This window comes from Paraburkholderia ginsengiterrae (genome assembly GCF_001645125.1).
GTDB lineage: Bacteria > Pseudomonadota > Gammaproteobacteria > Burkholderiales > Burkholderiaceae > Paraburkholderia > Paraburkholderia ginsengiterrae.
The window spans coordinates 165,706-192,480 of record NZ_LXKA01000349.1 but is presented as its reverse complement, the minus strand read 5'-3'; the positions used below and the strand labels follow the sequence as shown (position 1 = coordinate 192,480).

Below are 26,775 nucleotides of genomic sequence, written 5' to 3'. Positions count from 1 at the left end.
CATCGCTGCTGCCGCAGCGATGCACGCCTCATCCGCGCCTTTCCGACGCAGCCGCATGCCGCCCGGCCTGGCGCCCGAAAAACGTCGAATCGGCCAGAGACAGGCCGGAACTGTACCCGCCTCCCCAGCGCGGCAGCCCGCATGCGGTCCGTCCCGCAGCGAATAGCCGCGGGACCGGCTCGCGTTGCTCGGTCAGCACCTGGCCGGTCGGCAGCGTGTCGAGACCGCCCAGTGTGAAATGCGAATAAAAAGCGTAGTCGACCCGGCAATCGAGTGCGACGAACGGCGGCTCGTCGAGCGGCTTCAGCCACTTCGGCGCCTTGTTGAAGAGCGGATCGGCGCCGTCCCTCGCATGCCGGTTGTAGGTCTGGACCGTGGCGCTCAACGTTCCGGCCGGCAAGTTCAGATCGCGCTCGACTTCTTCCCAGGTCTCGCCGGCGGCGGCGATGCCGATTCTTGTGAACTCGGCCGGCTCCTGATACGTCGCCTGATCCACGAGCAGGAAAATCCGGTCGCCGAGCTGCTGGAGAGCGTGATAGCCCACGCGTCCATGGTAGCAGTCCTCATTGATGAAACGCTGGCCGCGCTCATTCACAAAAATGCCCTTGATGAGCGACTCGGGAGCGTAGAACGGCAGGGTCACAAAAGCCTCGTTCATGTGGATCGCCGATCCGCCGACGCTCATACCCATCAGGATGCCGGAGCCGTCGTCCCCGGGACTGCCTATCGGCTCACCCGAGCGCAACAACTGCGGGGCGTGCCGCTGAACCATGTCGCGATTCATCGCGAAGCCGCCAGCGCAGAGAATCACGGCTTGCCGCGCGCGAATGTAAGCGGTCTGCCCCAGCGACCTTACGACGGTGCCGCACACCGCCCCCTCCCCATCGACGATCAGGGCAAGGACGCGCGTGTCGTAACGCACGGCCGCTCCCAACGCAATCGCACGCTCGGCGAGCACCTTCATCAGCAGTTGCCCGCCTCCCCAACCGGTCCATTGCGGCGTGTGGCCGCGCGGGCAAGGTTTCGCCTCCGCGCTGAACGGCCAGGCTTCTTCGCTGCCCGACCAGATCAGGCAATCGTCGGTGACGGGTTCCACCATTCGCTCGGGCAAAAACGTGTTCTTGTACGTGACCCCTTGTGCGACCAGCCAGTCGTGATGCGCGAGACTCTCTTCGGCATACAGCTTCACCCTGGCTTCGTCGGCATCGCGCCCTCCCGCCATCATCAGATAGCGATACAGGTCGGCCGTCGAATCGGTGAACCCTGCCTGCCTCTGCGCTGGCGTGCCCCCGCTTCCGCCCAGATAGATTTCGCCGCCCGAGAGCGCGCTCGTCCCACCGTAGCCCGACGCGCGCTCGATCACGAGTGTATCGGCGCCGGCCTGCACGGCCTCGATCGCCGCGCACGCGCCCGCGGCACCGAAGCCGGCGATGACGACATCATGTTCGGCGTCCCAGTGGGGAACGTTTTCACTTGGCAGAGGACGAGTCACGGAATATTCGATTGACATAAGGGATGGAATGGAAAGAAGTAGAAATCGGTAGCGCCGGCAAAGCCGGCTTTTCGAGCCTGCCCGGCGTTTGCATCGTCTTGCGCTAGTGGCGCGACTGCACGAAAGACCCAACGACCCTTAACGGGAGGCTCAGACCGGCCGCAGCGAACTCAGGCAGTCCTCGGCCAGTTGTTGATAGATTCGTGTTCCTGTCGACTTCGCGGATATCTCGGTCTGGCTCAACGGCCTCACGATCCTGCCCGGCACACCGGCGAACAGCACGCCAGATGGAACCTCCAGGCCGGATTTGACGAAAGCGCACGCGGCGACGATCGACGACTCGCCGATTCTCGCGTCATCCATGACAACCGCATTCATACCGATCATCACGTTGCGTTCCAGCCAGGCTCCGTGGACGATCGCACCATGTCCGACATGGCTGTCGACGTCCAGCCAGCAAGTCTCGCCGACCCCGACGTGCAACACGCAACCATCCTGCACGTTGCTGCCGGAGCCAATCACAATCGTGCCAAAATCGCCGCGCAGACTCGCGTGCGGTCCGATATAGCAGCGCTCGCCGATCTTGACATCACCGATCACGACGGCTGTCGGATGCACATAGGCCGAAGTGGAGACGCTCGGTTGCGTCCCCTTGAACGCGTACAGTGGCATGAGGTTCTTTGGAGAAGGTTGGCAAGCCGGAGGATGTGGGCCGCGATGCGAAGTCAGAGCGCAGCCGAAAATTCGGGCACGAGCGCAAACAGATCGCCAACGAGGCCATAATCCGCGACGCTGAAGATCGGTGCTTCGGGGTCCTTGTTGATCGCCACGATCACCTTCGAATCCTTCATGCCCGCCAGATGCTGGATCGCACCCGAGATGCCGACCGCCACGTACAGTTGCGGCGCGACGATCTTGCCCGTCTGGCCGACCTGATAGTCGTTCGGCACGAAGCCCGCATCGACGGCCGCGCGCGATGCGCCCAGCGCCGCATTCAGCTTGTCGGCCAGCGGCTCCAGCACCTTGGTGTAGTTCTCGCCGTTGCCGAGACCCCGGCCACCCGAGACGATGATCTTCGCCGACGTCAGTTCCGGACGGTCCAGCTTCGTCACTTCACGGCTCACGAACTGCGACAGGCCGCTGTCCTCCGCCGCTTCGATCTTCTCGACGACTGCGCTGCCGCCTTCGGCCGCTACGGCATCGAAGCCGGTCGTGCGCACCGTGATGACCTTGATCGGGTCAGCCGATTGAACGGTTGCGATCGCGTTGCCCGCGTAGATCGGGCGCTCGAACGTGTCCGGCGAATCGACCGCGGTGATGTCGCTGATCTGTGCAACATCGAGCTTTGCCGCGATACGCGGCGTGACGTTCTTGCCCGAAGCGGTCGCCGGCGCGAGGATGTGCGTGTAGTTCTTCGCCGGGTCACGCACCAGCGCCAGCACCGTCGCTTCGACGTTCTCAGCGAGGCCCGCTTCGAGTTGCGGCGCGTCGGCGAGCAGCACCCTCGAAACACCTGCAATTTTCGCTGCCGCATCCGCAGCCGCTTGCGCGTTGTGACCCGCCACCAGCACGTGCACGTCGCCACCAATCTTCTGCGCCGCTGCAATCGTGTTCAGCGTCGCGGCCTTGATCGACGCGTTGTCGTGTTCTGCTACTACAAGACTAACCAGATTCGTCATTTGCTCTGTCTCCCTTACAGCACCTTGGCTTCGGTCTTCAGCTTCTCGACCAGCGTCTTCACGTCCGGCACCATCACACCGGCGGAGCGCTTGGGCGGCTCGGCGACTTTCAGCGTCTTCAGGCGCGGTGCGACGTCAACGCCGAGGTCTACCGGCTTGATGACTTCCAGCGGCTTCTTCTTCGCCTTCATGATGTTCGGCAACGTCACGTAGCGCGGCTCGTTCAGGCGCAGGTCAGTGGTGATCACAGCGGGCAAGCTCAGCGACAGCGTTTCGGCACCGCCGTCCACTTCACGCGACACGGTGGCCTTGCCATCTGCAACGACAACCTTCGAGGCAAACGTGGCCTGCGGCAGGTTCGCCAGCGCAGCCAGCATCTGGCCGGTCTGGTTCGAGTCGTCGTCGATGGCCTGCTTGCCCAGGATCACCAGTTGCGGCTGTTCCTTGTCGACCAGCGCCTTCAGCAGCTTGGCCACGGCCAGCGGCTGCAGGTCTTCGTTCGACTCGATCAGGATCGCGCGGTCCGCGCCGATTGCCAGCGCCGTGCGTAGCGTCTCCTGGCACTGCGCGACGCCCGCCGACACCGCTATCACCTTCGTCGCCACGCCCGCTTCCTTCAGGCGCACCGCCTCTTCCATCGCGATTTCGTCGAACGGGTTCATCGACATCTTCGTGTTCGCGATGTCGACGCCGGTCTTGTCCGCCTTTACCCCAACCTTCACATTCGCGTCGACCACTCTCTTAACCGGCACTACGATCTTCAATTGCAACTCCTATGTCTGGCACCGCCATTCATCCGGCGACGGCGCAATACGGCCTCACGTCTTTCTTACTGTGAATTCGCCGATTGTCGATTCCCCGCTTCAAAGTGGTGCAGCCGCAGTCCGCCGGGCGTGTCGGTGAAAAAAACCTTCGGAAACGCCGTCGGTGTGATCATCCTTGCTTGCCTCCGTCATCGCTCGTGCATGAAGCTCGAGTGCATCATCGCCCGCGTTCGCACATCGCGGCATCACCCTTTCGGACTACGATGAAAAAGCCCGCTGCGTCTACTATCGGCAGGTACAACAATGGAGACTGGCAATGACAACTCTGAACTTCTGCGGCAAGACGGTGTTGGTGAACAGGAAACATCCGTCATGAACAAGATCAAGTGCGCGCTGATCGGACCAGGTAACATCGGTACCGATCTACTCTACAAATTGCGCCGCTCGAGCGTGCTCGAGCCCGTGTGGATGGTCGGTGTGGACGCGGCCTCGGAGGGTCTCTCCCGCGCCCGGGAACTCGGCCTGAAGACCACGGACAAGGGTGTGGACGGCCTGTTGCCGTTCGTGTCCCAGGACCAGATCCGCATTGCGTTCGATGCAACTTCCGCCTATGTGCATCAGGCGAACTCCGACAAGCTGACCGCACTCGGCGTGCGCGTGATCGACCTGACGCCGGCCGCCATCGGGCCGTTCTGCGTGCCGCCCGTCAACCTCGCCGAACACCTCGGCCACAACGAGATGAACGTCAACATGGTCACCTGCGGCGGGCAGGCAACGATTCCGATGGTCTATGCGGTATCGCGCGTCCAGCCGGTCATCTACGGGGAAATTGTCGCGACGGTCTCTTCGCGGTCGGTCGGGCCCGGCACGCGCCGCAACATCGACGAGTTCACGCGTACCACTGCAAACGCCATTGAGCAGATCGGCGGTGCGCGAAAAGGCAAGGCCATCATCGTCATCAACCCAGCGGAGCCGCCGCTGATCATGCGCGACACGATTCACTGCCTGACCGAAGGTCCGCCCGATGTCGACGCCATCACGGCATCCGTGCACGCGATGGTGAACGAGGTGCGCCGCTACGTGCCGGGGTATGCGCTCAAGAACGGCCCCGTGTTCGACGGCAATCGCGTGTCCGTGTTCATGGAGGTGGAAGGCCTCGGCGACTATCTGCCGAAGTACGCCGGTAACCTGGACATCATGACCGCCGCTGCCGCACGCACCGCGGAAGTCTTTGCTGAACAAATGATCGCCGCCGCCCAGACGGCGACTGCCTAAGGAGCTAGCCCATGCCTCTCGCGGGGATTCCCATTACATTGCACGACATGACGCTGCGCGACGGTATGCACCCAAAGCGGCATCAAATTTCTCTAGACCAGATGCGTTCGATCGCGCAAGGGCTCGACGCCGCCGGCGTTCCGCTGATCGAGGTCACGCACGGCGACGGGCTGGGCGGCGCCTCCGTCAACTACGGCTTCCCTTCGCACACCGACGAGGCCTATCTGAGCTCGGTGATTCCGGAACTCAAGCGTGCGAAGGTCTCCGCCCTGCTGCTGCCGGGCATCGGCACGGTCGATCACCTTCACATGGCGCATGAACTCGGCGTGCATACGATCCGCGTCGCCACGCATTGCACGGAAGCCGATGTGTCCGAACAGCATATCGGGCTCGCGCGCAAGCTTGAACTGGATACCGTAGGCTTCCTGATGATGGCGCACATGTCGTCTCCCGAGCAGCTCGTCGGGCAGGCGAAGCTGATGGAATCGTATGGCGCCAATTGCATTTACATCACCGACTCGGCCGGCTACATGCTGCCCGAGGACGTGACAGCACGAATCTCGCTGGTTCGCCAGCAACTCAAGCCGGAAACGGAAGTCGGCTTTCACGGTCATCACAATCTTGCGATGGGTGTCGCCAACTCGGTGGCCGCCGTGGCGGCAGGCGCAAACCGCATCGACGCGGCCGCTGCCGGACTCGGCGCGGGCGCCGGCAACACGCCGCTGGAGGTTTTCGTCGCGGTCTGTCATCGCATGGGCATCGAGACCGGCATCGACCTGTTCTCCATCTCGGATGTGGCGGAAGACCTCGTCCTGCCGATCATGGACGCGCCGATCCGGATCGATCGCGACGCACTGACACTTGGCTACGCCGGCGTCTACTCTTCCTTCCTGCTGTTCGCGAAGCGCGCGGAAGCCAAATACGCGATTCCAGCGCGTGACATTCTTGTCGAACTGGGCAGGCAGCGTCTGGTCGGCGGACAGGAAGACATGATCGAGGACACTGCGCTGACGCTTGCCCGGGAACGCGGGATCACGGTTTGACCGGCACACGGGACGCGACGTCCCGATCGTAATGAAGCAGTGGCCGTGAGACACCACGACCACTGCTCTTTTTATTACAGCAACTGATCCGGCTCCGTTGTTGCTGCTCCGGCTGCCGCCGCGGCGTACCCGTGGACCGGCGCATCGTGCCCCGGCGAGTTCGCCCGTTTGCGCCGTTCCGAGCGTTCGACACCGAGCCATGCCGCGAGCGCAGGCAGCAGAAACACCGCGCCGAACAGGTTCACGAGGAACATGAACGCCAGCAGCACGCCCATGTCCACCTGGAATTTGAGCGCCGAGAACGCCCAGCTGCCCACGCCGATGAACATGGTCACCGCCGTGAAAAGCGCCGCTGTGCCGCGCTGCCGCATCGCTTCACCGAACGCCGTGGGCAGGCTCGCGCCCGCACGGACCTCGTGCTGCAGCCGCTCGTAGAGGTAGATGCCATAGTCCACGCCCACACCCACACCGAGCGTGATGACCGGCAGCGTGGCGACCTTCAGGCCGATGCCGAGCTTCGCCATCACCGCGTTGCAGAGGATGGAGACGAGCGTGAGCGGCACGATGATGCAGAGCACTGCGCGCCAGGAGCGGAACGTCACGAAGCACAGCAGCGCGATGGCCCCGAAGATCGAAAGCAGCATGGCGATCTCGGCGTCGGCCACCGCTTCGTTGGTCGCCGCCATCACGCCCACGTTGCCGCCCGCGAGACGGAACGCCACGCCTAGCGTGGCGTCCTCGGCGGCAAAGCGTTTGATTTCGTCCACGATATGCGCGACTGTCTGGCCCTCGTGGTTCTCCGTGTAGATCTGCACCTGGATCGCCTGGCAGTTCTCCGTGTTCATGCCGTTGTCGGGGTCGAAGGCGCTCGCGCCCTGCGTGAGGCCGTCGGCTGAACGTGGCAGCGCGGCCCAGCGCGGATTGCCTTCATTGAACGCGGCAATCGAGACCTTCGCGAGCGACGGCACGCTCACCACCGACTGCACGCCCGCCACGCCGCGCATTTGCATTTCGAAGCGTTCGATGGCGCTCATCACCGGGTAGTGCAGGCACGCGTCGTCGAAGCCGGTCGTTTCGACAATGACGGACAGCAGGTCGACGCCAATGTTGTACTGGCGCGTGACGGCAGCGTTGTCCGTGTTGTAGCGCGAATCGCTGCGCAGTTCCGGCGCCCCGGAACCGATGTCGCCGAACTGCAGCTTGCGCGACTCCTGCGCACCGAAACCGAGCAGCGCGAGCACGACGACGAAAATACCCAGCGCCGGACCTGGGCGCGCAAAGCTCGCGGTGATCTGCCACAGACGGCTGCCGCCCGCCGCCGCGCGGCACCGCGCGCGGGCGAGCGTGCGTGCTTCGAGCTGGGTGTACGACAACAGGATCGGCAGGAAGATCTTGTTGGTGACGATCATCAGCAGCACGCCGAGGCACGCGGTGATGCCCAGCTCGCGCACGATATCGATCTTGATCCGCATGATCACCATGAAACCGAGTGCGTTCGTGAGCAGCGCGACCGTGCCCGGCACGAACAGCTTGCGGAACGCGTCGCGCGCCGCCTCGACCGACGACATCCCGGCGACAAGAGCCTGCTTCCACGCATTGGTCATCTGCACGGCGTGCGAGACGCCGATGGAGAAGATCAGGAACGGCACGAGAATCGACATCGGGTCGATGCCCAACCCGAGGATCGGCAATGCGCCTAGCAGCCACACCACTGGGAACAACGCGATCAGGAGTGCGAGCAGCGTGGTCTTGGGGGACCGCGTGTAGGCAAGCAGCAACGCGCCCGTCACGAGAAACGCCAGCGTGAAGAAGCCGATCACCCCGCCGATTCCGTCCTCCACGTCGCCCACGAGCTTCGCGAAGCCAATAATGTTGACCTCGACATCCTGATTTGAATACCTGGCGCGGATCTGCTCCAGTTGACGGGCGACGGTGCCGTAGTCGAGGCGCTTGCCGGTGGCCGGATCGTCCTCGCGCAGCTCGGCGTGGATCAGCGCCGACTTCAGGTCGTTGCCGACGAGCTGCCCGATCTGGCCGGAGCGCGCCACGTTGCGGCGCACCTTGGCGAGGTCGTTCGGATTAGCGCTGCTGAACTGGCCTGGCACCACCATATCGCCGCGAAAGCCCGCTTCGGTCACCTCGGTATAGTGCACGTTCGGCGTGAACAGGGAGAACACGCGCGAGCGGTTCACGCCCGGGATGAAAAAGACGTCGTCGGTGGCGTGGCGCAACTCGTCCATGAACGGCTGGTTGTAAATGTCGCCTTTGCCCTTCCAGCGCAGGCTCACGAGAATCGTGTTCGCACCGGGGAACGCACTGGCGTAGCGGTTGAACACCTGCATGTACGGGTGCTGCATGGGGATCATCTTGTTGAACCCGGGGTCGAGCCGCAGGCGTGTCGCAGACCAGCCGAAGGCAAGCGTCACCGCGATGCACAGCGCGAGCAGATATCGCCGGTTCCGGATAATCGCATGCGCGCAACGATCGACTGCGCGTTCAAGACGGGAAGATCGCGCAGTGTCGCGGGGGTGGGAAAAGTCATTCATAGGCGTCTCACGTCGAAGAAACGAAAACGCGTCGTGCCGGCCGGACCGGCAGGCACGACGCTGGCAACAGGGAACAATCAGGAGCGCGGTCTTACCTGACGACGGTGCTGGAGGCCGTTGATGTCGGCCACGCCAGCGAGAAACGATCCACACCGGCGTCGCCGCCGAGCAGCAGCTGGCCGGACCCCATATCAAGCACCGCGTCGAGACTCTGCACGCCGCCGACCTGGCGCACCGCGTACGTTTCCCCGCCGTCTCCCGAGGTGACGATCGCGCCGCCCTGTCCGACCAATACGATGTCCTTGTTGTCGGGCCGTATCGCCGCAAAGTACGAAGTGCCCACGTGACTGTCGACGTGTTGCCATGTCGCCCCCTGATCCGTACTACGCAGCACGTTGCCGCGCATGCCGTAGGCGAGCCACGCGCCGTCGGCAAGCGGCAGCACGCCGAAGAGCGAACCTTCGTAGGGCGACGGGCGTTTCTCCCAGGTCGCGCCGGCGTCGCCGGAAACGAGCAGCGTGCCTGTCTCGCCAGCAATCACGAGATGCCCGTGACCGTCTCCCGCTATCGCGTTCAGATGGCGGTCCCCCACCGGCGTTTGCTGCTGCGCCCATGTCGCGCCCGCGTCGTGTGAAACGAGCAGTTGTCCGAAGCTTCCAGTCACGAACACGTTGCCGCCTTTCGTGCCCCAAACTGAGAGCAGCGGGTCGGAATGGCCGTGATCGAAATGCACTTCCTGCCAGTGATCGCCACCATCGGCCGTGCGCAGGATCCAGCCGTCGTGACCCACTGCGATGCCCACGCGCGGCGAGATAAAGAAGACCTGCGTGAGGGTCGAGGCTTCGTCGGGCGTGACCGCCGCACGCCGCCACGACATGCCCCTGTCGTCGCTCACGAGTATCACGCCGCGCTCGCCCACGGCCACCACGCGCGTGCCCGCGTGCGCGAGGCCATTGATCTGCACCTGGCTGGCCGCGATCGCACTGGCCGGGAATGCGGGCAGCGGGCGCGGCGAAAACGCGAACAGCGCCGCGCCCAGCACGGCCACCGACATCAGTAGCCCGGGTATGTTTTTTTTCATCAGTGTCTCCTGTCCCATCGAACCTGCTCCGGTCCCATGCTGTCCGTCATGGCTCGACGCCCAGGAATTCGCCGCCCGGGTGGCTCGCGTCGCTCGCGCCGGACTGGGTAGAGCGCCTCGCCACGTGATTGGAGGCGATGAAGCCGAACGTCATTGCCGGTCCTATGGTTGCGCCCGCGCCGGGATAGCTCGTGCCCATTCGACGTCACCGACATCCGCCCGCCGATCAAGGTCCCCGGCGATGGCGGACGCAATCTCGCGAACTCGCCACCGAGGCCTGCGCCATCGAACGGCATCGGGTCGAGCGAGCGATAGCCCTGCATCGCTCCCGCACCGGAGCCCACCACCACCACGTCGAAACAATGGTCCACCGTGTGTAGAACATTCATGACGGACTCGTCAGATAAAAAAATCGGCGTTTTCGCGCCCGAGCATCACGGCGCCCAGATTTTGGCCAAAACGATCGACGTTGTTCGCGTAGTGCGCCCGCGCCGCATGCAGATCGAGGAAGCGGCGCACTAGCGGGTTGCGATGATAGATGCCGTTGCCGCCCGCATAGCGCAACAGCGCGTTGGCGGCTTGTGCACAGCGTTCGGCGACCTGCGCCGATTGATAGCGAAAATGAACCCGCCGCTCGATCGAGACGGCCGTTCCACCGTTTGCCGCGGCGAGCAGTTCGTCGAAATTGCGCCTGAGGAGCACTCTCATCTCGTCAATGGCCACCGCGGCATTTGCGCAGGCCACTTGTGCGCCGGTGTCGTCGACCGTCTTTGCGCCGCTGTTCGCGCTGATGCGCGTGGCCGCGTATCCGGAAAAGTCATCCAGCGCGCCCTGCAACGCCCCGATGCAGGCCGTACACACCGCGCGCACGAAGATCTGCGCGAATGGCAGGCGAAACAGGGGCGCGTCGTTGAGGGCCAGACCCGGGCTCGTGCCCATCATCCCGTCGACCGACCTGTGGGTCCGGTAGTCGGGCACAAACACGTCGTCCACGACGATGTCATGGCTGCCGGTCGCGCGCAGCCCCAACACGTCCCAGTCCTGCGCGATCGTGTAGTCGCTGCGAGGCAGCAGGAAGGTGCGGTATTCGGGGGCGCCGCCGGTGCTCGCGGGCGGCACCAATGCACCGAGGAAGACCCATTCGCAAACCTCGCTTCCGCTCGAGAACTTCCAGTGGCCGGACAGCCGGAATCCCCCCTCGACAACTGTGACCCGGCCGACCGGCATATAGGTCGACGCGATCAGGGTCGCGGGACTCCCACCCCAGACGTCCTGTTGCGCGCGCTCATCGAACAGCGCGAGCTGCCAGTTATGCACGCCCACCACGCCATAGACCCACGCCGTCGACATACAGCCACGCGCGAGCGCCATCTGAATGTCGAAAAAAGTCTGCGGATCGAGTTCGTAGCCGCCATAGCGCTTCGGTTGCAGGACCTTGAAGAAGCCTGCGGCCTGCAGGTCGGCGAGCGTGTCGGCGGAAATCCGTCCGATTGCATTCGCTTCCCCGGCGCGCGCGTCGAGTACGGGTGCCAGTTCTTCGGCACGGGCGATCAGTCCGGCCGCAAGGGCGTTCGTTTCGTTGTCGCGATGCACGGTTGTCTCCTGTGTGGCGCGCAATCGGCGCCACACTTCTTTTGTGTGTGACTCTTGTGGTCGCGACCAGTGAAAGCAACGCGAATATCCATGAACTTCAGTATCAGGATTGCGATGGAAAATTGCATCATCCGTTTGGAGTACGGATTTATTTTGTGACGCCGCATGAGGTACCTGTCGATGAACTGGAGAGGCGGGCGTCTCGATACGCGATCCGGTACCTGCTCACCCCATCGGCATGACACTGCCGAGCACGATGCCGACGAGCGTTGCCTGCCGGGTGACGCCGGTCTTCGAAAAGATCGCTCGCAGATGAGTGCGAGCCGTGTTCTTGCTGATGCCCGACTCGTCGGCTGCCTCGTCGAGCGTCATGCCATTCGCAAGCAGCATCGCGAGCGAAGTTTCGGCCGGGGTGAGGTCGAACAGTTTGCGCAAGGTCGCCTGCGCGCCTTGAGGCTTGCGATCCGGGTCGCGCAGAAACAGCGCGACCGCAGCCCGGTGCTTGCTGTCATCCGACCATTCCGACAACGGAATCGTGCGTATCAATACGCCGAGGCGAGGCTTGTGCCCGCTGCGCGTAATGGGCATCGCCTCGACAATCGGCGAGGCCGTGCCGAGGTGACCCATCACGGCTTGCCGCACTGCCCGGTTGAGGGTGCGGTTTTCCTGTGCATCCGTGGCCTCGATCATTCCACGTGTGATGCACACGCCATTGCCCTGGGCAAGGATCTCGTCAGCTGCGCGGTTCTTGGCGACAATCACACCGTTAGCGTCAAGCATGACTGTGCCGACCTGCATGCGATCGACGGTGTTCGCGTACATTGACCGCTCGACCTCCACGGTATCCAGGCGGGAGTGCACTTCAACGGCGCGCCGGAGATGCGGCAGCATCAGCGTACAGAATGCCTTGTCGCGCGCACTGAATTCCTTCGATGCATGATTGCGGGAGATGCGAAAGCGGCACTCTACTCCCGACTCCGTGCGTAAATCGGCGCCCAGCACGTACCGAACGTCGGCAGGTTGCAGAAACTGCTTGTATAGCTCGGACGAAAGCCAGCCGGTTTCGCCGAACACCTCGTCGACAGTGACGACGCGATCACCTGGCAGGCCGACGAACGGATCGAGCGCGTAGTAGTAGCTGTTATATGCGGCTTCGTCCGGCACCAGACCGGACTCGGACGCATTCATCATCAACCCACGCCGGTCCCGGGAGGCAGCACGCAAGATGAGCGTGACGTAGCTTGAGTCGAGAAAGCGACGAATCCACTCCAGTGCGTCTGCCCACGGCGTCGCCTCCAGGGGTCCCTGATATATCCGCGCCATGAGCTCACTGAACTGCGAAACATCAACCCCCGCCAGTTCGCTCAACGCCTGCCCCGCTTCGGGTCCCCATTTTGTCCTCATCAAAACGCTCCATTCTCCATGCGTATTTCCATGGGGCTCGACCGCAGAGCGAAAGCCTACTGTCGCATCCCGCAGATGCCATCGGGCGAATTCCCAAGGACAGGCTCGCATGAACGTGTCATTCGGCCATAGTCCGTCTGTGCGATGGCGAGGCAGCGAAATCGCATTGTCACGGTTCGCATACGGGGAAGGCCCCGTGCCCGCAGTGAGCGGCTTCCCGGCCCGCACGCGAGTGCGCGCCAATTCATGCCGGTCCGTGCATTCCTTTCGTCTGCAGATTGACGGTTGGTTTCCGAGCCACGCTTGTCTGCCGACGCGAGCGACACGGGCACATGCATAAATGCAAGCGTTTCCGATGTCGGGTCGTCGTCCTGCTCGTAGTCACGGCATGTTGGTGCGCGGCGGATCGATGCCATGCGACTTCCCATAGCCGCATGGCTGCGGCTCGAGATTCATGCAGGCCCTCATGGAACACGATGGCTGCGGGTGCAGGTATGAACGGCCGTTCTCATGCATTGGTTTCCTTGCCAGCCAGCCGCGCCTAAAACACGCGTGAAAGCATGACGAACAGCACTACCGCCCAACATACGGCGATGACGAATGTGAACGCCTCTTCGTCCGCGCCGCACCGTCGCGCCACCACGACGCTCACGAGCGATGCGGCGCCGATCACGCTGAGGAATTGCGCAAAAGACGAACCTGCCGCGCAGATCAAGCTCGGAAACTCACCGCTCCACTCGCATGTACGAGTCCCCTGCACAACGAACCCGACTACGCCGAGCAGCAGGAGTGCCGCAACTGTCAACCGACTCCTCCGCGTTTTCCCCGTCATCTCCGTGTTCTCCCTGTGGTCCTCGCAAGCGGGCAATCTGCCTTGTCTGTCGATGCGTCATTGGCCACCCGACATCGTCCGGACTCCTGCTCGCTGCGGTGCCGGATTGCCTCATCCCGCCCAGGACGTCATTGACTGCGATTTGCAACGCCGATGCATCACCCGCGTGGATTAGGGAAATCTCCTGATGATGCGAATGAGGGCTTGTTCCGCAAAATAGTCCCGAACCACTGCCTGTCCGCCTCTCACGACCTTCACCAGCATGGACACCTCCAAATCCCAGACCGCATTCACCCCTCTTGGCGTCGGCCCGCTGACCTTGCGTAACCGATTCATCAAATCGGCCACCAACGAGGGCATGGCGCCCCAGGGCGTGCCTTCGAAGATGCTCGTCAAGCTTCACGAAGCGATCGCCGCAGGCGGCACGGCCATGACGACGGTCGCCTATTGCGCGGTCGCACCTGATGGGCGCACGTTTGTCGATCAGGCTCAGATGAATGCCTCCACGCTCGCGCCATTCCGGGTCCTGACCGACGCCGTCCATCGGCACGGTGCGGCGGCCTGCGCCCAGATCACGCATGGGGGATGCTTCACGTTCCTGCCAGAACTGTCGACCCGGCGCCCCGTGAGCGCTTCGGGTGGATTCAACAAAGTCGGCATGCTGAATGGACGGTTCTTCAAACAGGCAATGACGCAAGCCGAGATGGACCAGTGCGCCGGGCAATTTGCGCAAGCCGCGCGGGCCGCGCGCAATGCCGGTTTCGACGCTGTCGAGATCCACATGGGGCATGGCTACCTGTTGAGCCAATTTCTTTCGCCGCTCTATAACAAGCGCAGCGACGTGTATGGTGGCTCCGTGGAAAAGCGTGCGCGGTTCCCCGCACAGGTTTTGCGGCGGGTGCTCGACGCTGTCGGGCGCGATCTTGCCGTAGTCTGCAAAATCGGTGTCACGGAAGGTGTCAAGGCTGGCGGCACACCGGAAGACGCCGCAGCCATTGCTCGCGTTCTCGAGGCAGAGGGTGCGCATCTGCTCGTATTGAGTGGCGGCATGAACGTTGAATCGCCGTGGCAATTATTCGGCAGCGCACTGCCGGCCGAAGCAACCGCCAACGCCTACAATCCGATCATCCGCACGGCGATGAAGCTGCAAAAACTTACCGAACCCAAGTTCGGCGAGTTCAGCGAGATGTATCTCCTCGAGCATTCGAAAAAGGTACGGCAAGCCGTCAAGATGCCGCTTGCGTACCTCGGGGGCGTGAAGTCGAACGCCAATGTCCAGACGGCCATGCAAGAGGGATTCGACGCGGTTGCCATGGCACGTGCGCTGGTATTCGATCCGGAGTTCGTCAATCGCCTGCGCACAGGCAACGCGCAGCAGTCCGGCTGTACCTCATGCAATCGCTGCGTGGTGATGATGTACACGCCCGGCGGTACGTCTTGCGTTCTCCATCCGCCCAATGATGCAACTCTCAATCGAACCCCGGCGAATTGGTGACGGGATTGCGCCGCCAAGGCGGCCTAATCTGAGCGGGACTATCGAAACGTCCGGTTCGCGCCGGCGCTCGTAAATTCCTGACCAGCCACACTCGTCGTGCTGGCTATCGTGGGCACCCCTCCGAACGCGACGCACGCACGCGCACCGTCGTACACCTCGCGCTACACATTTAGTTAGGAATACATATGTAATGAAAGAATGCGATAGACGTCACCTAGGTTGCACCCTGGTTTGCAATGGATTAGTGAACAACTCAGCGGCGCCGCAAACGAAACACGTGTCGCATTAGGGAATACCGCTAATCCAATCCGGTGATTCGGCGGTTATGCGCGAGACCTACTCTAAGTCACCAATACGGCAGTACACACTCCATGGGGGAAACGGATGCACATGCAGCAACTTCGGCTGAACACGTCACGAGCGCCGTGGCGAAAAACGCTCCTCGCCGCGGCGGTCGCCACTGCCGCCACGCAAGCGTGGGCCAGCAACACCATCGATTTCGGCAACAATACGACGCTCGATTACACGGCGACCATCGGCTACGGAATCGGCATGCGCACCAACTCGCCGAACCCCGCCCTGCTCACGCCGGACAACATTAACGGCGATGACGGCGACCGAAATTTCAAGAAGTACTCACTGATCGAAAATCAGATCAACCTGCTCGCAGAAGCCGACCTGAGGCACAACGACCTCGGCTTTTTCCTCCGCTTCAGTTCCTTCTACGATCAGGCCTATCATCGTCCGAACTACAACGATGCACCGTTCACGGTCAACTCCAACGGACCGTACAACGAATTCACCTCGGACGCACGCCGTTATCTCGGCGGCCGCACGCAACTGCTCGCCGCATACGGATACGACACCCTCAAGATCGGGCCCACGACGCTGGACGTGAAAATTGGCGATCAGGTCGTCGCGTGGGGCGAAAGCCTGTTCTTCGCCAACATTGCCGCAGCACAAGGTCCGGTCAGCGCCTCGAAGGGCTACGTGGCTGGCGCGGAAGTGAAGGACATCCTCCTGCCTACCCCGCAGGCGTCGCTCCAGTGGCAGCTCACCTCGAACTTCAGCCTGCTTGGCTACTATCAGTTCGAGTTCGTTCCCAATGAGCTGGTGGCGCCCGGCGGATTCTTCAGCTACTCGGACGTCACGGGCCCCGGCTCTCAATTCATCATCGGACCGGGCGGCATGCACATTCCGCGTGGTCCGGATATCAACCCTGGGGGCGGCAACCAGTGGGGTATCGGGGGCCGGTGGCGGGCGCCTCAGGGCACCGAATTCTCCCTTTATTACCTGCACTACAACGACACGAACCCGAGCGTCGTCACGAGCTTCTTTCCGGCACTGCAGTATCAACAGCAGTACTACGAGAACATCAAGCTGACGGGCGCGAGCTTTTCGACCGATCTGGGCGGCGTCAACGTCGCGGGCGAAACCTCGTATCGCGCGGGAGCGTCGATTCTCGTCAACACGCCGAATGGCCCGACCGCGTCGCGCGGCCAGGTCTGGCAAAACAACTTGTCTGCGATCTATACGCTAGGACCGACATTTCTGGCCGCGTCGCAATCGCTCGTAGCCGAACTCTCGTGGGTCCATCTGACAGGCGTCACGCCCGTGCAGGGCTCGCAAGATCTGACGAATACGAAGGACGCCGCTGCTTTCGAGATCGGTTGGACGCTCAGCTACAAGAACGTCTTTAACGGCTGGGACCTGGATGTGCCGCTGACGTATTCGCAGCAGTTCTTCGGCAACTCGCCGCTCGCCGGCGCGCTCGGCTCGCTGAGCGGCAACGGCGACCATCAACTGACGGCGGGCCTGAACTTCACTTACCTGAACAACCTGAAGCTCGGCATCGTGTACGCGATGTTCATGGGACCCGCGAATCCCGTTACCCGTCCGCTTGCCGACCGCGACTATGTGCTCGGCACCGCGACGTACTCGTTCTAATCATCGCCGATCGGCCTTTACGGCGTATCAACCCGCATGAGGATCTCAACTATGAAACGCATACTCCCCACGGCGCTGCGCGCCCATGCGCTCGTCTTCGGCGCCACCATTGCCGTCGCGGCGTCGGCGACAATGACCCCCGCCGAAGTCAAGCAACTCGATGGCCCCCTGACGCCGGTCGGCGCCGAACGCGCAGGCAACGCAGACGGCACGATCCCGGCGTGGACAGGAAAGTGGCTTGGCGTTCCCTCCGGCGTCTCCTACACGCAGGGCGAGCGCTATCCCGACCCCTACGCGAGCGAAAAACCGCTGGCCGTGATCACCCCGCAGAACATGCAGCAATACGAATCGAAGCTGACGGAAGGCGAAAAAGCCCTGTTCAAGAAGTATCCGAACACCTTCAAGATGCTGGTCTACCCGAGTCACCGGGACTTCCGTATCTCCGAAGGCAAATACAAGGCGATCCGCGAGTGGGCAGCACGCACGACGACGACTTCGGATTACAACGGGCTGCACAATTTCCCGCCCCTTGCGCCGTTTCCGATTCCCAAGACCGGCATCGAGTTGATGTGGAATCTGCGCTTCGCGTCCGACATCGTCGCCGAAAACGCGACGTATGACCAGGCCGTCATCTATCCGAACGGCAACATCGCGTGGGGAAAGACGGCGTATGTCATCTATGCGCCGGTGGGAGCCGACGTATTCGATCCCAAGAACCCGCTGAACAGCAAGAGTTTCTATCGGCAAACCACGCTGCTCCCGCTTTCGGACCGCGGAACGATCATCACCGGATACGAGATGTGGGACCAGGAAGGCACCGACACCCGTCGCACATGGGTTTACAACCCGGGCACGCGGCGAGTGCGCCAGGCGCCGGAGTTCGGCTTCGACCAGCCGGACGGTGCGGGAGGCTTCCGCACTGTCGACGACGACCGGCTTTTCAATGGGTCCGGCCAGCGCTACGACTGGAAGATTGTCGGCAAGCGGGAAGTCTATATCCCCTACGACAACTACAAGTTGATGGACCCGAAGATCAAGTATTCGTCCATCTTGACGCCCGGTCACGAGAACATGGACTACATGCGCTTCGAGTTGCACCGCGTGTGGGTGCTGGAAGCCACGCTGAAGACAGGGTTCCGCCACCAGTACGCCAAGCGCGTGCTCTACCTCGACGAGGACACATGGAACGCGGTTGCCGCCGACAACTACGACGCACGCGGCACGCTCTGGCGCACCAACTTCGCGCCAACGCTCTATGCCTACGATGCGAAGGACTTCTACCCTCCGTCATGCTTCTATCATGACCTGATTTCGGGCGCCTATCTTGCCGATCGTCTCAGCAATGAGGAAACCATGCCGTCGCTGATCGCGGACGAAAAGAGCAACGAATCGTACTACTCGCCGGACGCTATCCGCGGCGCAGGCAAGTAGCCGCCTTTGCGACGCCCGTCGCACTTCCGGAATCGACCCTTCTCCAGCGCATGGGGCTCAAGCCTCATGCGCGGTTTTCGCATCCACGTCTTGCGCCCTGCGCAAATCTTTCTCATGCGAAATGTCCTTCATTCCACATCGAAAACATGAAGAGCTCTATCCATTCCACCTCCAGCGAAGGCTGGCTCATCGTCACAGGATTGGCAGCCGTGCTGTGCGTGAGTTTCGGCACCACGCTCAACTCTCTTGGCGTTTTCACACTCCCGCTCACGAGCACGTTTCATTGCTCCAATGAGGAAGCGGCGCGAATCGCCACCGTGTTTCTGCTCGCCATGACGATCGCGATGCCCGTCGCCGGCTGGTTGCTCGACTGGGTTTCGCCGCGTCCGGTGATGACGAGCGGCGCCATCCTGATCGCCGCCGGCTTCCTTGTCGCGGCCCAGAGCCCCGACATCAACGTCCTCACGCTGGCGATCGGGCTGAGCGGGGTGGGCGTGGGCGCGTCGACGTATGTGCCGGCCATAACGCTCGCCTCGCGCTGGGTCCCCGCCGAACGCCAGGGGCTGGCATTCGGCATCCTGCTGGCCGGCGCCGCCGTCGGTGCGGTCATCTTTCCGATGCTGGTGACATTCATCACGGAACGTTTCGGCTGGCGCATGGCGATGCAGGCAATCGCCGCCACCGTGATCCTGACCTGCGTGCCCCTGCTGATCTGGCTCGCGCGCATGCCGCAAGGGGCTCCGGCGGAAAGCGGCGGTTCGCGGGAAGACGAGGCCGCTGCCGGGCATCGGGTCGGAGAGGCGCTGCGCATGCCGCGCTACTGGCTGTGGATCGTCATGCTCACGCTCATCACGCTGAGCACCCTTGGGGTCTACATCGCGCTCGTTCCGTACCTGGTATCGTCCGGGTACTCGGCGAGCGATGCCGCGTCGGTCTATGCCTTCATCGGCGCGGCCACGTTCGCCGGCAACTTCCTGTTCGGCTCGCTCAGCAACCGATGGGGTGCGAAAGCCATCCTGCTGCTCGGGACAGCCCTCAGCGCGGTGGGGATCGTTTGCCTGTTGTGGGCACATGATCCGGTGCACGGTTTTGTGGCCGTCGCGCTGTTCTCACTGATCTGGGGAAGCACGTTCAACCTCGCGAACCAGCTTTCACCGTTGCTGCTCTCGCAAGCGATGGGGCAGCGCAATTTCGGGAGCCTGCTCGGAATCGGCAACCTCATCTCCGGTCTCGGCTCCGCGTTCAGCCCGGACGCGCTCGGCTATCTGGTAGATACGACGCACACCTACCGGCTCGCACTCATTCTGTGCGCCGCCTTGCTGGCTGTCGCGCTTCTCCCCATCGCGATGCTGCGGCACGCACCGGCATGGGAGCACGCCAAGTGAAGCATTCCGCAGCCAACGAGAGCCAGTCTGCGTATGAAAAAGGCATAGTGGACATCCAGCGGAGCGGGTGGCCTCCGGAGCATACGCTGGCGCGCTATGCGGCGCTCGACGCGAGCATCGAGGCGGACGTCGTCGTGATCGGTGCGGGACTGGCCGGATCGTCGCTTACGCTGCATCTCGCCGAGCGCGGCGTCGACGTCGTGAATCTCGAGGCGAAGCAGCCCGGCAACGGCGCATCGGGCCGCAACGCCGGACACGTGCAGACGTTTCTCGACAATCTCGCGCCGCTCGACGCATGGCCCGGACACGGCAAGCGCTTCCTCGAATACTTCGTCGCGAATCGGGACATCGTCTTCGATCTTTGCCGCAAGCACGGCATCGACGGCGACGCATCGAGGTCGGGCATGGTCGAGGCCGCGTACAAGCGAAGCGCTGCGCTCGATCAAAAGGCCGCGCTCTGGAAGAGCTTCGGCTACGACGTCGACATCGTGACCCAGCCACAATTGACAGCGCTCCTCGGCACCGACAAGTACCACTACGGCCTTCACTGGCGTGAAGGGGGACGGGTCAATCCTTACCTGTTCACCAACGGAATGATCACCGCCGCAGTGGGCCTCGGCGCACGCACGTATGGCGACTCGCCCGTTATCGCCTGCGAGCGGCATGGCGAGCGCTGGCGCGTGAGCACACCGCGCGGCAGCGTACTTGCCGAACGCGTCGTCATCTGCACCAACGGGCACGCAGGCAATCCGTTCTTCGACGAACTGGCGCGCACGCAGTTTCCGCTGGTGGCATGCGGGATGGCGACCCGTCCTTTGCCCGCATCGCTTCTCGACAGCATCAACGCGACACGCGCGGCCGTCACGCAATATCCGACCGGCCTCTATCCGATGGTGATCGACGGCCGCAACCGCATCATCACCGCGACTATTCCGCATCCAGGCCGCGCACACGATGCCCAAATTTACTTCGGCTACTTCCTGCGCCACCTGCATCGCATCTACCCGCAGACGCGCGGCGTCGACATCGAATTCGAGTCGTACTGGACCGGCATGACGGCGAATTCGTCTTCGGTCTACCACGCCGACTATCCGAAGCTCTATGCGGTCGCCGACGGCGTGCTCGCACTGATGAACCTCGGAACCTGGGGCAACGTCATGGGCCCGCAGCTCGGCATGAGCCTCGCCCACGCGATCGCAGAGGACCGGCTCGCGGACTGCGTGCTTCCGCTCGAAGCGCCGAACGCCGTGCGCTTCCCGCGTCTGTTCGAGTACAAGACCCGCCACATCATGATTCCGGTCGCGAGACTCGTCGACCGCCTCAACCTTGCCTAAAGGAACTACCATGACCATCGAGCACATCAACCCTGACCGCCTGCTGAAATTCGCCCCCTTGAGCCAGGTCGTCGTCGCCCATGCCACCCGGACCGCGTATATCGCGGGGCAGTCGGCCTGCAACGAGAACTACGACATGGTCGGCACCGACCATTACGAGCAGTCGCTGCAGGCGCTAAGAAACCTCAGGACTGCCATCGAAGCCGCAGGCGGCACAGTCGACCGGATCGTCAGCAGCACCGTTTATCTGAAGAACCTGACGCCGGAGGCGGGTGGCCGCTTTATCGATGCGTTGTCGAGCGCGCTGGACGGCCAGCCTTTTCCCGCCCATGCGTTTTCGATGATCGGTGTGGAGGCGCTCGCCAGCCCTGAAGCGTTGGTGGAAATCTCCGCCATCGTCGCTCTGCAAACCTGAGCACCGCCTCTCGCCAACAATGCCGTCGGGCGCCTCGACGCGCCTGGCGGTCTGTAAAGGCACCCTCGAAGTTTCGCGTGCGAAGAACAAGGAGAAGCATGAACCGAGGCATCAGCATCAGATCGCGGTTGACGTTCGTCACAGCGGCTCTGTGTCTGCTTCTGACCGGTATGGGCATTTTCGGCTTGAGCAGCCTGAGCAGGGCAAATGGGTCATTGAAGGCCATGTACGAGAACCGGCTCGTTGCGATGGGGCAGCTGGATTTGATGGTGCGCGTGCTCAACCGTGTGCGCTATAACGTCGCCGCTGCGTCGGGCAGCGTCGATGCCTCCGCGATCGACGAGAAGCTGAACCAGTTGAAGAAGGACCTGGCTGCCGGCGAAGCGGCATGGGCGGCCTACCGCAGCGCCACACTGACGCCGCGGGAAGCCGCACAGGCAAACGAATTCGCGGCGGCCTACCAGAGGTTTTTCGAGGAGGCCGTAAAACCCGCGCTGGCCGCCTTGCAAGCCCACGACATGGTGCGAGTCGCGATGCTCGTCGACGGGCCGATGGAGTCGCGGTATCCGTCCGTGCAGAACGCCCTCAACGCCCTGATTGCAACTCAGCTCGACGCCGGCCGACGGCAGTACGAAGGCTCGCAGCAAACGTATACGACGGTATTCATCGTGTCGATTGCCGCCATCGCGGCTGGCGCGGTAGCCGCTGCGTGCATAGGCTGGTGGCTCATTCGCGCGATTTCGGTGCCGCTCGACCGGGCGGTCCGGGTCGCGCAGTGCGTCTCGCAGGGCGATCTGACGCAGCCAATCCAGGTAGGCCCGCTCGACGAGACCGGGTACCTGCTGCAGGCGCTGAGCGACATGAGGCACAGCCTGACCGGGATGGTCCGCGCAGTCCAGGCGTGTACTGAAGCTATCGACGGCACATCGAACCGGATCGCAATGGACAATTTCGACCTGTCGTCACGCACGCGTCATCAGGCAGCTTCGCTGGAGGAAACCGCGCTGTCCGTGGCGCAATTGATCTCGACGGTCAGGATGAATGGAGAGAACGCCCGCCTGGCCGATGAACAGGCGCGCGCGGCGTCGGAGGTGGCAGCCCGAGGCGGGGACGCGATGTCCAGGGTGGTGCTGACCATGAGTTCGATCGAGCAATCGTCGAAGCGCATTGTCGAAATCATCAACGTGATCGACAGCATCGCGTTCCAGACCAATATCCTCTCGCTTAATGCGGCGGTCGAGGCAGCACGTGCCGGCGAACACGGCCGCGGCTTTGCGGTCGTCGCGACCGAGGTGCGTGGCCTCGCTCAGCGTTCCGCCGCGGCGGCAAAGGAGATCAAGAACCTGATAGACGATTCGGTCGCCAAGGTCGATGCCGGCAGCCGGCTAGTTCACGAGGCGGGCGGCACGATTACGGAGGTCGTGGCCGGCACCCGTCGCGTAGCCGACATCATGATCGACATCACTGCGGCCAGCCAGGAGCAGTCGCACGGCATCGAAGAGATCAATCGGGCGGTCATGCAGATCGACGGTGCCACGCAGCAAAACTCGGCGATGGCCGAGAAAGCGACCGTCGCCGCACAGGCGCTTCGGGACGAGGCATCTCAACTGGCGCTAGTCGTTGCGGCATTCAAGCTGGAGGGCTGACGCCGGGGCACGGCTAAGCGTGCGTGCAGTGGCGGCTGCGCCGCCGCATCCGTATTGCGTGGGTAAGCCGGTGTTGCAGCGGCCGGCGCACCCGCCATACGCCGCCCCCAAACCGGCAAGCGAGCGCGCCCGGCCCGCAAGCGGCGCTCGCGCAGACGGCTACGCCTCGCATAGCCGTCCGGGAAAGGCATCAGAGTTGCCCGGCGTTGAGCAACTCGATCGGATCGCGCATGTCCACCATACCCAGGTAGCCACCCTGGATCTTGATTGCGTCATGCACGCCATAGCCGATCAAACGCTGAGCGCGGTTCGAAAGCCGGCGTGCTTGCGCGGGCGGAATCGCCAGCATGTTGTTCTCTTCCGTGCGCAGCCAACCGAGCGTATAGCTCATGTGGAACCCGCGCCGCCACTCGTTGGCCGTCGTGTTCGCACCGCCCGCATGCAACGTCGTCCCAAGGTAGATCACCGCCGACCCCGCCGGCATGTCGGCATACGCGTATTCGGCTTCGGTGGCTTCGCGCTCCTCGGGCCAGCGATGGCTGCCGGGAACCACCACCGTCGCCCCGTTTTCCCGGGTGAAATCGACCAGCGCGACCACCGATGCAAGCTGGAGCAGCGGGCGCGGCGGCTGGTAGTGCTTCCACACAGCCTCGTCGCGGTGAATCATCTGCCCGTGCGCACCCGGGCCACGTTCCATCAGGTGTCCCAGGTTCAGTTGATACTCCGCGCAGTTCGGCAGCAGAAAGCGATCACAGAGTGCCAGATACACCGGATGACACATCACGCGCTCCGCAAAGATCTCAGACTTGCCGGCGAGTCCGGTCAGGTGCCGCACATGCGTCCCGTAAAACGCCGCTACCCCCGGATTCAAATGCGCCATGGCCGGGTCCGTAGCCGCGACGAGCGGATCGAGTTCGCGATTGATCTGCTCGACTGTCGGGGCGTCGAGGAGCCCTTCGACGATCACTGCCCCATCCTGCTCCAGGCTGTTGCCGATGGTCTCCAACGGCGTCGTAACGCTGTACCGGGCAATGTTGGCCATATCTCACTCCTTCGTTTGATGATTTGATGGCCTGCGCCGGCAAGGCGGCAAGCCGCAATGGTCCGGGGCGGACTGCACCGCCCCGCTACGGCATCAGCGTGCAGGCGATCCCGCTTGCCTTCGGCTTGACGATGCCACTAATGCATCTCATGATGCATTAGTGGCATCGTAGCTTTGGCCCGCAGGTGCGTCAAGCTATGATGTCCGGCTTGTGCAAAGGAATGCATGGAATGGATACGAGTGTCAGGAAAGGCCCGGGGCAGACGCGGCCTGGCGGCCGAACGGAACAGGTGCGCAAATCCGTCGCGGCCACAGTCCTCGCGTTGATCGAGGCGGGGCAGCTGGACTTCGAGATACAGGAGGTGGCACGGCTTGCGAACGTCCATCGCACGACCCTTCATCGGCGCTGGCCGGACCGTGCATCGCTGATTGCAGAGGCACTGAGCGAGCACACCTCGCGCATTGACGTCACATTCACCGGCGACTGGCGCGCCGATCTTGCCAGCGTGGCGTTCAAGCTGCGGGACTTTCTGAGCGACCCGGTGGAAGTGACGATGAATTCGCTGCTGGCCAGCACGGGCAATGCGGAGTTCCGCGCCTTGACGTCGGCGCATTGGATGCCCGTGCTGGAGCTCTTGCAGCAGCCAATACGCGACGCCCAGGCGCGTGGAGAAATCGACGCGCGTCACGATGCAGAAATCCTGATTGCGATGCTGATTTCCCCGATCGTTTCGTCGATCGTCTTTCTCAAGCGAACGCCGGATGACGGCTATATCAGCCGGCTCGTGGCGCAGCTGATCGAGGCGTGCGGCTGAAGCCGGAAGGCGCTAGCTTCTGATCCGAAGGGATGAATTGCGCCGCATAACGCCGATGGGTCCGGCACCCGGAGGGTGTCCCTGCATACGGCGTCAATCCGGGTGTCGTCGCGACGCAAGCATTGAGGGCGACACTGCCCGATGCCGGTGAACTTGAAACTCGCTGCGAAACTGCATGATTCCCGTCAGCGGACATCCACTGGCGCGGTCGCTGAAGTGCCAAGGAGCATGACGCTATTGAGGAAAAAGCGCACCAGTTCTGTCTGGCGACGCACACCCGTCTTCGAAAAAATCGACCGCAGATGCGCACGGGCTGTATTGCGCTTAATGTTGAGTGCCACGATAGCTTCTTCCAGCGACAGACCATTGGTCAGCTGGATCGCGAGGGCGGTCTCCGCCGGCGTGAGATCAAAAAGCTGCTGTGCGAGCTTGACCGGAGGATGCGACGCGCTTTCGGGGTCGCGCACGAGGATCGCCGCGACCGGGCGATGGTTGCCTTCCGGACACGCGTCTTCCGCCAGCCTGCGCACGACGACGCCCCAGCCCACCCGGCCCGATGGTCGGCTCACAGCCATCGCATCGAAGTAACAGTGCGTCGCTTCGGCCTGCAGCGCACCGACCACAAGGCGCTGCAACTTGTGATTGTCCGCCGGGTAGACTGCAGCCACGCGGTTACCCACGATTTTCAGGCCATCGCCGGCCTGCAGCACCTTTCTCCCAATCGCGTTGCATTCGAGAATCCTGCCGCTCTCGTCGAGTACGATCACGCCGACCATCAGTTGCACCATCGCCTCGCTATACAGCGAAGCGATACAACGATTCTGCTGAGTCGACCGACGCAAATCGAGAGCGCGCTTCAAATGACGCACGAGCCGCTCACAGAGCGCACGATCGTCGTTCGAAAACGGTGATGCGCTCTCTGGCCGCGTGAGCCGGACTCCGTATAGCGACTGGTCGCCGGCCGAAAAATCAATCGCCATCACGTGAAATACGCCGCGCGGCGCGCACCACGCCTGGTAATAGCTCGATGCGCGCCAGTCCGCATCCGAAAGCATGTCGCCGTTCGTCACGACCATGTCGACCGGCAATGCCGAAAAAGGGCTCTGTGCAAGGTGAGGATTGCGCCGGTCCACGATGCGTCGGTCTGCGCTGCCGGAGAAGATAAGACTGTCCTCCCGCGTAGGCGCAGATCGACGAACGATCAGCGAAGCATAATTCGCGGAGAATTCGTTGCATACCTCCTCGAAGCAACGGCCCCACTTCGTGGCATCCATGGCCGCGTCGTAAATCGTTTCCAGCATATGGCTGAACCTGTCCACTGAAATCGCTGGCACGCGCCCGGTATACGTATCCACACTCACCTCAACTCCCCACAAGTTATTTGCCCAGTGTGACGAGCGTCACCCATATCGTCACGGTAAAGACCTAGGGCGGCTCTTTCAATTTGCCATCTCGAACGGCCGCCGCTAACTTGATAACGACCGCGAGGGCTTGTTCGCGCCAAAAAGAGAACCCGGCTGCGCAAACTGAAGGCGGCAACCAGGTGCGCGAGCTGA

The 26,775-nt window shown here is 62.7% G+C and carries 22 protein-coding genes; 10 read left to right on the top strand and 12 right to left on the bottom strand.

The window, feature by feature from the left end; translation table 11 throughout:
- Window positions 1-28 precede the first annotated feature (28 nt).
- From A6V37_RS30880 to A6V37_RS30865, 4 genes are all read right to left on the bottom strand, one after another.
- Window positions 29-1,510: an FAD-dependent oxidoreductase gene (locus A6V37_RS30880; RefSeq protein WP_064286678.1), complete on the bottom strand. Its 1,482-nt coding sequence runs from the start codon at window positions 1,508-1,510 to the stop codon at window positions 29-31.
- A 132-nt stretch (window positions 1,511-1,642) separates the two neighbouring features.
- Window positions 1,643-2,164, bottom strand: coding sequence for an acyltransferase (locus A6V37_RS30875; protein ID WP_064269812.1), 522 nt, complete (start codon window positions 2,162-2,164; stop codon window positions 1,643-1,645).
- 53 nt (window positions 2,165-2,217) lie between these two features.
- A complete protein-coding gene (locus tag A6V37_RS30870; protein WP_064269964.1) occupies window positions 2,218-3,162 on the bottom strand; it encodes an electron transfer flavoprotein subunit alpha/FixB family protein in 945 nt (314 codons plus the stop codon).
- 23 nt (window positions 3,163-3,185) lie between these two features.
- Entirely contained in the window at window positions 3,186-3,935 is a 750-nt protein-coding gene (locus A6V37_RS30865) for an electron transfer flavoprotein subunit beta/FixA family protein (RefSeq protein ID WP_064286677.1), read from the bottom strand.
- 372 nt (window positions 3,936-4,307) lie between these two features.
- Here A6V37_RS30865 and A6V37_RS30860 point away from each other — a divergent pair, with 372 nt between their 5' ends.
- Together A6V37_RS30860 and dmpG are read left to right on the top strand one after the other, a co-directional pair.
- Entirely contained in the window at window positions 4,308-5,210 is a 903-nt protein-coding gene (locus tag A6V37_RS30860; RefSeq protein ID WP_064269808.1) for an acetaldehyde dehydrogenase (acetylating), read from the top strand.
- A gap of 11 nt (window positions 5,211-5,221) precedes the next feature.
- A complete protein-coding gene (gene dmpG / locus A6V37_RS30855) occupies window positions 5,222-6,253 on the top strand; it encodes a 4-hydroxy-2-oxovalerate aldolase (protein ID WP_064269806.1) in 1,032 nt (343 codons plus the stop codon).
- A gap of 74 nt (window positions 6,254-6,327) precedes the next feature.
- Here dmpG and A6V37_RS30850 read toward each other — a convergent pair whose 3' ends face one another.
- The 6 genes from A6V37_RS30850 to A6V37_RS41020 all read right to left on the bottom strand — a co-directional run bounded on the left by A6V37_RS30850 (window position 6,328) and on the right by A6V37_RS41020 (window position 13,682).
- Window positions 6,328-8,799: an efflux RND transporter permease subunit gene (locus A6V37_RS30850; protein WP_082904885.1), complete on the bottom strand. Its 2,472-nt coding sequence runs from the start codon at window positions 8,797-8,799 to the stop codon at window positions 6,328-6,330.
- Window positions 8,800-8,890: 91 nt separating this feature from the next.
- Complete coding sequence (locus A6V37_RS30845; RefSeq protein WP_064286676.1) at window positions 8,891-9,880, bottom strand: WD40/YVTN/BNR-like repeat-containing protein; 990 nt, start codon at window positions 9,878-9,880, stop codon at window positions 8,891-8,893.
- 46 nt (window positions 9,881-9,926) lie between these two features.
- Entirely contained in the window at window positions 9,927-10,079 is a 153-nt protein-coding gene (locus tag A6V37_RS41580) for a hypothetical protein (protein ID WP_207547651.1), read from the bottom strand.
- Window positions 10,080-10,279: 200 nt separating this feature from the next.
- Window positions 10,280-11,473 (bottom strand): acyl-CoA dehydrogenase family protein, encoded by a 1,194-nt coding sequence (locus tag A6V37_RS30840; RefSeq protein WP_064269802.1) that lies wholly within the window; start codon window positions 11,471-11,473, stop codon window positions 10,280-10,282.
- A gap of 225 nt (window positions 11,474-11,698) precedes the next feature.
- Entirely contained in the window at window positions 11,699-12,877 is a 1,179-nt protein-coding gene (locus A6V37_RS30835; RefSeq protein WP_064269800.1) for a helix-turn-helix transcriptional regulator, read from the bottom strand.
- Window positions 12,878-13,418: 541 nt separating this feature from the next.
- Window positions 13,419-13,682: a hypothetical protein gene (locus A6V37_RS41020; protein WP_131799903.1), complete on the bottom strand. Its 264-nt coding sequence runs from the start codon at window positions 13,680-13,682 to the stop codon at window positions 13,419-13,421.
- 289 nt (window positions 13,683-13,971) lie between these two features.
- Between A6V37_RS41020 and A6V37_RS30830 the strand changes: the two genes are divergently transcribed.
- From A6V37_RS30830 to A6V37_RS30800, 7 genes are all read left to right on the top strand, one after another.
- Window positions 13,972-15,204: an NADH:flavin oxidoreductase gene (locus tag A6V37_RS30830; RefSeq protein WP_064269798.1), complete on the top strand. Its 1,233-nt coding sequence runs from the start codon at window positions 13,972-13,974 to the stop codon at window positions 15,202-15,204.
- A 384-nt stretch (window positions 15,205-15,588) separates the two neighbouring features.
- Window positions 15,589-17,151, top strand: coding sequence for a DUF1302 domain-containing protein (locus tag A6V37_RS30825; protein WP_064269796.1), 1,563 nt, complete (start codon window positions 15,589-15,591; stop codon window positions 17,149-17,151).
- A 51-nt stretch (window positions 17,152-17,202) separates the two neighbouring features.
- Window positions 17,203-18,582: a DUF1329 domain-containing protein gene (locus A6V37_RS30820; protein ID WP_064269795.1), complete on the top strand. Its 1,380-nt coding sequence runs from the start codon at window positions 17,203-17,205 to the stop codon at window positions 18,580-18,582.
- Window positions 18,583-18,728: 146 nt separating this feature from the next.
- Window positions 18,729-19,967 carry an MFS transporter gene (locus tag A6V37_RS30815; RefSeq protein WP_064269793.1) on the top strand — a complete coding sequence of 413 codons (1,239 nt, stop codon included), beginning with the start codon at window positions 18,729-18,731 and terminating at the stop codon, window positions 19,965-19,967.
- A complete protein-coding gene (locus A6V37_RS30810) occupies window positions 19,964-21,301 on the top strand; it encodes an NAD(P)/FAD-dependent oxidoreductase (RefSeq protein WP_242665864.1) in 1,338 nt (445 codons plus the stop codon). Before A6V37_RS30815 ends, A6V37_RS30810 begins: the two co-directional genes overlap by 4 nt.
- Window positions 21,302-21,311: 10 nt before the next feature.
- Window positions 21,312-21,716, top strand: coding sequence for a RidA family protein (locus A6V37_RS30805; RefSeq protein ID WP_064269789.1), 405 nt, complete (start codon window positions 21,312-21,314; stop codon window positions 21,714-21,716).
- Between the two features lie 98 nt (window positions 21,717-21,814).
- A complete protein-coding gene (locus A6V37_RS30800) occupies window positions 21,815-23,362 on the top strand; it encodes a methyl-accepting chemotaxis protein (RefSeq protein WP_064286675.1) in 1,548 nt (515 codons plus the stop codon).
- Window positions 23,363-23,552: 190 nt separating this feature from the next.
- On the opposite strand, the gene A6V37_RS30795 is transcribed toward A6V37_RS30800, so the two are convergent.
- Window positions 23,553-24,404: a phytanoyl-CoA dioxygenase family protein gene (locus tag A6V37_RS30795; protein ID WP_064269785.1), complete on the bottom strand. Its 852-nt coding sequence runs from the start codon at window positions 24,402-24,404 to the stop codon at window positions 23,553-23,555.
- Window positions 24,405-24,634: 230 nt separating this feature from the next.
- On the opposite strand from A6V37_RS30795, the gene A6V37_RS30790 reads away from it, so the two are divergent.
- Window positions 24,635-25,219: a TetR/AcrR family transcriptional regulator C-terminal ligand-binding domain-containing protein gene (locus tag A6V37_RS30790; RefSeq protein ID WP_064269783.1), complete on the top strand. Its 585-nt coding sequence runs from the start codon at window positions 24,635-24,637 to the stop codon at window positions 25,217-25,219.
- A gap of 185 nt (window positions 25,220-25,404) precedes the next feature.
- Here the strand turns inward: A6V37_RS30790 and A6V37_RS30785 are convergent, their stop codons facing one another.
- Complete coding sequence (locus A6V37_RS30785; protein WP_064286701.1) at window positions 25,405-26,520, bottom strand: helix-turn-helix transcriptional regulator; 1,116 nt, start codon at window positions 26,518-26,520, stop codon at window positions 25,405-25,407.
- Between the last annotated feature and the right edge of the window lie 255 nt (window positions 26,521-26,775).

Excerpts from the sequence above, each read along its gene's own strand:
- A6V37_RS30815 (WP_064269793.1), top strand. The coding sequence starts at position 18,729 with ATGAAGAGCTCTATCCATTCCACCTCCAGCGAAGGCTGGCTCATCGTC.
- A6V37_RS30790 (WP_064269783.1), top strand. The coding sequence starts at position 24,635 with ATGGATACGAGTGTCAGGAAAGGCCCGGGGCAGACGCGGCCTGGCGGC.
- A6V37_RS30805 (WP_064269789.1), top strand. The coding sequence starts at position 21,312 with ATGACCATCGAGCACATCAACCCTGACCGCCTGCTGAAATTCGCCCCC.
- A6V37_RS30825 (WP_064269796.1), top strand. The coding sequence starts at position 15,589 with ATGCACATGCAGCAACTTCGGCTGAACACGTCACGAGCGCCGTGGCGA.
- A6V37_RS30830 (WP_064269798.1), top strand. The coding sequence starts at position 13,972 with ATGGACACCTCCAAATCCCAGACCGCATTCACCCCTCTTGGCGTCGGC.
- A6V37_RS30875 (WP_064269812.1), bottom strand. The coding sequence starts at position 2,164 with ATGCCACTGTACGCGTTCAAGGGGACGCAACCGAGCGTCTCCACTTCG.
- A6V37_RS30860 (WP_064269808.1), top strand. The coding sequence starts at position 4,308 with ATGAACAAGATCAAGTGCGCGCTGATCGGACCAGGTAACATCGGTACC.
- A6V37_RS30880 (WP_064286678.1), bottom strand. The coding sequence starts at position 1,510 with ATGTCAATCGAATATTCCGTGACTCGTCCTCTGCCAAGTGAAAACGTT.
- A6V37_RS30800 (WP_064286675.1), top strand. The coding sequence starts at position 21,815 with ATGAACCGAGGCATCAGCATCAGATCGCGGTTGACGTTCGTCACAGCG.
- A6V37_RS30820 (WP_064269795.1), top strand. The coding sequence starts at position 17,203 with ATGAAACGCATACTCCCCACGGCGCTGCGCGCCCATGCGCTCGTCTTC.
- A6V37_RS30835 (WP_064269800.1), bottom strand. The coding sequence starts at position 12,877 with ATGAGGACAAAATGGGGACCCGAAGCGGGGCAGGCGTTGAGCGAACTG.
- A6V37_RS30850 (WP_082904885.1), bottom strand. The coding sequence starts at position 8,799 with ATGAATGACTTTTCCCACCCCCGCGACACTGCGCGATCTTCCCGTCTT.
- A6V37_RS30845 (WP_064286676.1), bottom strand. The coding sequence starts at position 9,880 with ATGAAAAAAAACATACCCGGGCTACTGATGTCGGTGGCCGTGCTGGGC.
- A6V37_RS30795 (WP_064269785.1), bottom strand. The coding sequence starts at position 24,404 with ATGGCCAACATTGCCCGGTACAGCGTTACGACGCCGTTGGAGACCATC.
- A6V37_RS30785 (WP_064286701.1), bottom strand. The coding sequence starts at position 26,520 with ATGCTGGAAACGATTTACGACGCGGCCATGGATGCCACGAAGTGGGGC.
- dmpG (WP_064269806.1), top strand. The coding sequence starts at position 5,222 with ATGCCTCTCGCGGGGATTCCCATTACATTGCACGACATGACGCTGCGC.
- A6V37_RS41580 (WP_207547651.1), bottom strand. The coding sequence starts at position 10,079 with ATGGGCACGAGCTATCCCGGCGCGGGCGCAACCATAGGACCGGCAATG.